The sequence below is a fragment of the Streptomyces sp. McG3 genome, assembly GCF_018619185.1.
Lineage (GTDB): Bacteria > Actinomycetota > Actinomycetes > Streptomycetales > Streptomycetaceae > Streptomyces.
The window spans coordinates 1-5,676 of the sequence record NZ_JAAXYC010000416.1; the positions used below are offsets into that span (position 1 = coordinate 1).

Sequence of the window (5,676 nt, forward strand, 5' to 3'; positions counted from 1 at the left end):
CCTTCCGCCCTCCCGGAGGAACGATGACCACCGCGCAGCCCCTGCGGGTCCTGCTGGCCGACGACGAGCACCTGATCCGGGGCGCGCTGGCCGCACTGCTCGCCCTGGAGGAGGACCTCGTCGTGGTCGCGGAGGCGGCGAGCGGACCCGAGGCCCTGGCCATGGCCCTGGCGCACCGGCCCGACGTCGCCGTCCTGGACCTCCAGATGCCGGGCGCGGACGGTGTGAAGGTCGCCACATCGCTGCGGACCGAGCTGCCCCACTGCCGCACCATGATCGTGACCAGTCACGGCCGCCCCGGGCACCTCAAGCGGGCCCTGGCCGCCGGCGTACGGGGCTTCGTGCCGAAGACGGTCAGCGCCCGGCGGCTGGCGGAGATCATCCGTACCGTCCACGCCGGAAACCGCTACGTGGATCCCGAGTTGGCGGCCGACGCCATCTCCGCCGGGGACTCCCCGCTGACCGCCCGGGAGGCCGAGGTGCTCGAACTGGCGGCGGACGGGGCTCCGGTCGCGGAGATCGCGGAGCGGGCCTCGCTCTCGCAGGGGACGGTCCGCAACTACCTCTCCTCGGCCGCCACCAAGATCGGTGCGGAGAACCGGCACACGGCAGTGCGTCTCGCACGCGAGCGGGGTTGGGTATAGTAGGCATCGCGCTTCGGCGCACTGCGGACGTAGCTCAGTTGGTAGAGCGCAACCTTGCCAAGGTTGAGGTCGCCAGTTCGAACCTGGTCGTCCGCTCAAGATGGAGGAAGCCCCGGTCCTTTGGGACCGGGGCTTCCTGCGTATCCGCTTGCCGCGTATCGGCTCGCTGCTACGTCCAGTTGGTGCCGGTCAGCACCTCGTACGCCTCGATGTACTTGGCGCGGGTCGCCGCCACGATCTCCTGCGGCAGCGCCGGGGGCGGCTGCTCGCTCGCACGGTCCCAGCCGGAGGCCGGCGAGGTCAGCCAGTCGCGCACGAACTGCTTGTCGTAGCTGGGCTGCGCCCGGCCGGGCTCCCAGGTGGCGGCGGGCCAGAAGCGCGAGGAGTCCGGGGTCAGCACCTCGTCGGCGATGATCAGCCGCTCGGTCCCGTCCTCGGTGGTCTCGAAGCCGAACTCGAACTTGGTGTCGGCCAGGATGATCCCGCGCCCGTGCGCGATGTCCCGGGCCCGGCGGTAGACGTCGAGCGTCGTGCGCCGCAGCTCGGCGGCGGTCTCCGCACCGACCGCGCGGGCGACGTCCTCGTAGCTGACGTTCTCGTCGTGGTCGCCGACGGCCGCCTTGGTGGCCGGGGTGAAGATCGGGCCGGGCAGCTCGGACCCGTTGACCAGGCCCTCGGGGAGACCGATGCCGCAGACCGTACGGGTGGCGTCGTACTCGACGAGCCCGGAGCCGGTCAGATAGCCGCGGGCCACGCACTCGACCTCGACCATGCGCAGCGACGTGCAGATGAGGGTGCGGCCCGCCCAGTCGGCCGGGGCGCCCGGGGGCAGCTCGGTGGAGATGACGTGGTTGGGCACCAGGTCGGCGAGCTGGTCGAACCACCAGAGCGAGAGCCGGGTGAGGACGCGGCCCTTGTCGGGGATCTCGGTGGGCAGGACCCAGTCGTACGCGGAGATACGGTCGCTGGCGACCATGACGAGGTCGCCCGCCTCGTTCCGGTACAGGTCACGCACCTTGCCGGTGTGCAGGTGGGTGAGGCCCGGAACCTGCACGGGCTCGGGCTTTTCTACAAAACCGGACACGGTGCCTCCGCGTAGATTGATCCAGGAGCGGTTCCGATTGTCCCGTATCCGCCGCCGGGTCCGCGCCCGGGGCCCGGTGACCGGTCGCGGGTTGCGGAACCCGGGTCAGTCCCGCTTGCAGATCCGGTCGAGGAGGTTGGCCGTGGCCCGCTGGATCCGGGGGTCCGTGTGCCCGGGTCGGTCCAGGGCCGGGGACCAGGCGAAGGTGCCGGAGGCGAAGACGAGCGCGCCCGAGGGCGCCTGGTAGAGCGAGGTCTCCTGGTGCCGGGTGGCGCCCTCGGAGTCCTCGTACGGGGAGTGGGCGAGCAGGATCCGGTTGTCGTGCTCGGGCAGGCTGGTGCGCGGGAAGTAGCGGTCGGCCTCCCCGGCGACCAGGCCCGGAATCTCGTCGCCCTCGACCGCGCCCGTGGAGTCCCACAGCCAGTGCTCGGCGTTGCGCACGACGAGCGGGCGGGGATCGGGCACCCGGCCCGCGTACTGGATGCCGAGGAGCTGCTGCTCGGGCCGGTCCACCTCGCGCCACAGGGCGGACTTGCCGGGCCCCCGGCGCTTGCGGCAGGTCAGCAGCCGGTCCGCCTCGCCGGAGGCGGAGGGGGCGAGGCCCACCTGCCAGTACATGGTGTTGGCGGAGAGGAAGACGAGCGAGGTGCCGGAGTCCCGGGCACGCTCGGCGGCCCGGCGCATCGGCAGCGTCCAGTACTCGTCGTGGCCGGGGAAGACCAGGCCCCGGTAGCGGCTGGGGTCGACGCGGCCCGCGTGCAGGTCGCGGGCGTCGGCGTAGGCGAGGTCGTAGCCGTACCGCTCGGCCCAGCGGATGAAGTCGTACGCGTGTCCCACGTGCAGCGGCAGGCCGGCCCCGGCGTACGGGCGGTCGAAGGAGATCGTGACGGCGGCGTCCTCCTCGCCGAGCAGCCGCCCCCGCTCGTCCCACGCGTGGTAGAGGCTGGCGCCGGTGCGGCCGTCCTCCGGATAGAGGTTGTACGCCTGCCAGGTGATGTCGGGCAGCAGGAGCAGCAGGTCGGCGGGGTGGTCGTGGCGCACGGTGAAGGGGATGTGCGAGCGGTAGCCGTCGGCGGTGGTCAGGACGGCCACGTACGCGCCGACCGACCAGTAGCTCGGGATCTGGAGCCGCCAGGACATCCACCAGTGGTGGCAGGAGACGGTCCGGTCGGCGGCGAGCGGCGGGGGCTGGACGATGCCGGAGAGCCGCGGGCTCGTGGTGATCTTGGACGCGCCGTCGCCGCCGTAGTGGCCGATCCGGTAGACGTCGACGGAGAACTGCTGGGGCGGGTCCACGGTGATGTGGAAGTCGATGGCCTCGCCGGGGGCCGCCGCGCCGGGCGAGACGAAGCCCTTGATCTGGCGGTGCACGTCGTCCGCGGTACGGGTGCCGCCGCCGGTGGAACGGGCGAGGTCGGCGTACCAGGGGACCACCTGGCCGGTGTCGTCGAAGTAGTTCTCACTGCCGCGCAGCCAGGGCAGCGGGCCCTGCCCAAAGGGATCGCTCACCGCGTGCGCGAGGGCGCCCGACTCCCACCGGCGAATCTGCTCCGCCCCCATGCCGCGCCCCTCCCTCGGATCCCCCCGACAGCTCTGGAGGATCCCCCGGACAACTCTGGTGCGCCGAATGTCAGCGCCGATCCCCAGCACATCACATAACGCACGCAGTTCGTCACCCTTCGTCGCTAATTGACGGGACCGGGGGCCGGCCGGGCCCTGTCGGTGAGACCTGGGAAACCTGTTCGTCGTACCGGCCGGAGCTCGCACTCGGGCCGGTCGGACCCTTTTGGCGGACCGGCCGGAGCTCGCACGCGTACCGGCCGGACCATGTTGGCGGACCGGCCGGAGACCTTTGTCGTCGGGCCGGTCGGCCTTGGGAGGCGAGCCGGTCGGTCCTGGGGCCGGTCGGTCCTGGGGCCGGTCGGTCCTGGGGCCGGTCGGTCCTGGGGTCAGACCAGCCGGACCGGCTTGTCGGAGCGCACTCCCACCTCGGCGAGCCAGGACAGCAGCGGATCCGGATCGCCGTCCTCGACCAGGCTGAGGACCGGGGCCGCGAGGTCCGCCCGGCGCTCGCCGCCGACGAGCAGGGCGGGGCCGTCCAGCCAGTCGAGGCCGGGGGCCGCGCCCGCCGTGTCCACGGCCGCGCAGCAGACCATGGCCGCGACGTGGTCGGCGAGCAGCTCGGTGCCCGTACGCGGCGGCTGGAGCGGGAAGAGGGGCAGCGGTCCCGGCCCCCAGAGGTCGAGGGGGTCGTCGGCCGCGCCGGACCCCGGACCGCCGTGACCGGGGCCGCCGTGCTCCGGACCCCCGGGCCCCGGGGCCTCGGCCTCGTCACGGGCGACCGCCGCGCCGATGCCCGCCGCGAGCTCCTCGCCCGGACCGCCGGGTCCGCCGGAACCGGACAGATGCTCCATGACCCGGGCCAGCGTGGGGACGGCCGGGTCGGCGGCGGAGGCCCGGGGAACACCCAGGGTGTCCAGGACCCGGTGCAGCCGGGCCGCTTCCGTACGCCATTTGCGGTCGACGACCTCGTCGGGATACTGCTGCCAGTCCACCGGCGCCCAGCCCGGACCGCTCTCGGCGGGGCCGCCGTGGAAGAGCCGGGCGGCGAGCAGGGACGCCGCCTCGTCGGCCACCCCGGGCTCCTCCAGCAGATCGCAGGCGGGCCGCTCGCCGAGGCGCAGGGCGAAGCCGTCGGCCAGCCGGTCCCGGCGGGACAGCTCGGTGAGCGCGGAGACGACTCCGGCGTCCAGCCGGGAAGGCCAGCGGCCCATCCGCCAGGCGGGCAACGCCACCCGGGTCAGCAGCCGGTCCCAGCCGGCATAGGCGAGGCCTACCTGTTCCTGGGCGGAGATCCGTAGCCCGTGGTCGACCGTCTGGGCCCGCATGGAAGAGGCGGCCGCCACACAGCGCTCCATCTCGGCGGCATGGCCCCGGCAGGCCCGCAGCAGCAGCCGGGAGACCCAGCCGGCGAAGGCGAGCGGCGCCCCGCGCACCGCGCCCCGGCCGGGGGCGGCGGCATCGGCGATCGAGGCGTCCAGGCCGCGTACGAAGCGGCGGGCGGCGGCTATGTCGGGGTGCGCGGACGGGCCGGTGCCCGCCACCACCGGGGCGAGGACGGCGCGGAGCTCGGCGACCCGCATCCACCACAGGAACGGCGAGCCGATGACCAGGACGGGTGCGGCGTCCCCGGCCTCCGCCGCGGCCCCCTCACTCCTCCGGAGCGCGCGGTGCGTCCGGTCCTCCAGCCAGCTGTCGCAGTCCGGGGTCAGCGCTATGGCCGAGGGCGCGGGCACGTCGAGCCGGTCGGCCAGGTCCCGGACCAGGCGGTAGAGGTCGGGGGCCCCTTCCTCCGGCACGGGCACGGTCGGACTCATGGCGGGCCGCGCGCGGGCCACCGAGACGGCGACCAGGACGGTCACCAGCAGCACCACGACCGCGACGCCGAGGACCGTCCAGCGCACGGTGTCCCAGGCCGGACCGGCCAGATGCCCCTGCGCGCCGGCCGCGAACAGCACGACGGCGACGGCCGCGGGCAGGATCGCCACGGCCAGTGCCCTGCTGCGGATCCGCAGCAGGGAGAGCGCTCGGGCCTGTGCGGCCCGCGCCCCCAGCTCCTCACCCACATCGATACCGGACACGGCCGGACGTCACCCCCTCTGCCACGCGACGGTGTTGCTCACTCCCCCACTGTGGCACCCGTCACCGACATCGCAATGCCGGTGGGCCAAGTGCCCGAACGCTTGCGCCGCACCCTAGTTGGGGCTCCGGCAGCCGTCATCCGGATGGCCCAGTCGTCACCCGATGGAATGGCTTTGGGCAAAGCTGCTGACGTGTTCGCGTCCATGGGCAAGCGCCCCGGCCGGCCCATCGCCGCCGCGCCCCGGACATGGGGCAGCCCCCCGCGCCTTCCGCGCACGCCGGTGGCGCTGTCTCTTATACCCATCT

At 73.7% G+C, this 5,676-nt stretch carries 4 protein-coding genes and 1 tRNA gene; 2 read left to right on the top strand and 3 right to left on the bottom strand.

The window, feature by feature from the left end; genetic code table 11:
* The first annotated feature begins 23 nt into the window (after positions 1 to 23).
* Both HET64_RS35805 and HET64_RS35810 read left to right on the top strand, forming a co-directional pair.
* Positions 24 to 644 carry a response regulator transcription factor gene (locus HET64_RS35805; protein WP_003968028.1) on the top strand — a complete coding sequence of 207 codons (621 nt, stop codon included), beginning with the start codon at positions 24 to 26 and terminating at the stop codon, positions 642 to 644.
* Positions 645 to 667: 23 nt separating this feature from the next.
* Positions 668 to 740: transfer RNA gene (locus tag HET64_RS35810), tRNA-Gly, on the top strand.
* 73 nt (positions 741 to 813) lie between these two features.
* On the opposite strand, the gene HET64_RS35815 is transcribed toward HET64_RS35810, so the two are convergent.
* The 3 genes from HET64_RS35815 to HET64_RS35825 form a co-directional block, all read right to left on the bottom strand.
* Positions 814 to 1,728 carry a phosphoribosylaminoimidazolesuccinocarboxamide synthase gene (locus HET64_RS35815; protein WP_215111415.1) on the bottom strand — a complete coding sequence of 305 codons (915 nt, stop codon included), beginning with the start codon at positions 1,726 to 1,728 and terminating at the stop codon, positions 814 to 816.
* Positions 1,729 to 1,833: 105 nt separating this feature from the next.
* Positions 1,834 to 3,288, bottom strand: a complete 1,455-nt coding sequence (locus HET64_RS35820; protein WP_215111416.1) for a N,N-dimethylformamidase beta subunit family domain-containing protein — start codon at positions 3,286 to 3,288, stop codon at positions 1,834 to 1,836.
* A 389-nt stretch (positions 3,289 to 3,677) separates the two neighbouring features.
* Positions 3,678 to 5,369, bottom strand: coding sequence for a hypothetical protein (locus HET64_RS35825; RefSeq protein ID WP_215111417.1), 1,692 nt, complete (start codon positions 5,367 to 5,369; stop codon positions 3,678 to 3,680).
* Between the last annotated feature and the right edge of the window lie 307 nt (positions 5,370 to 5,676).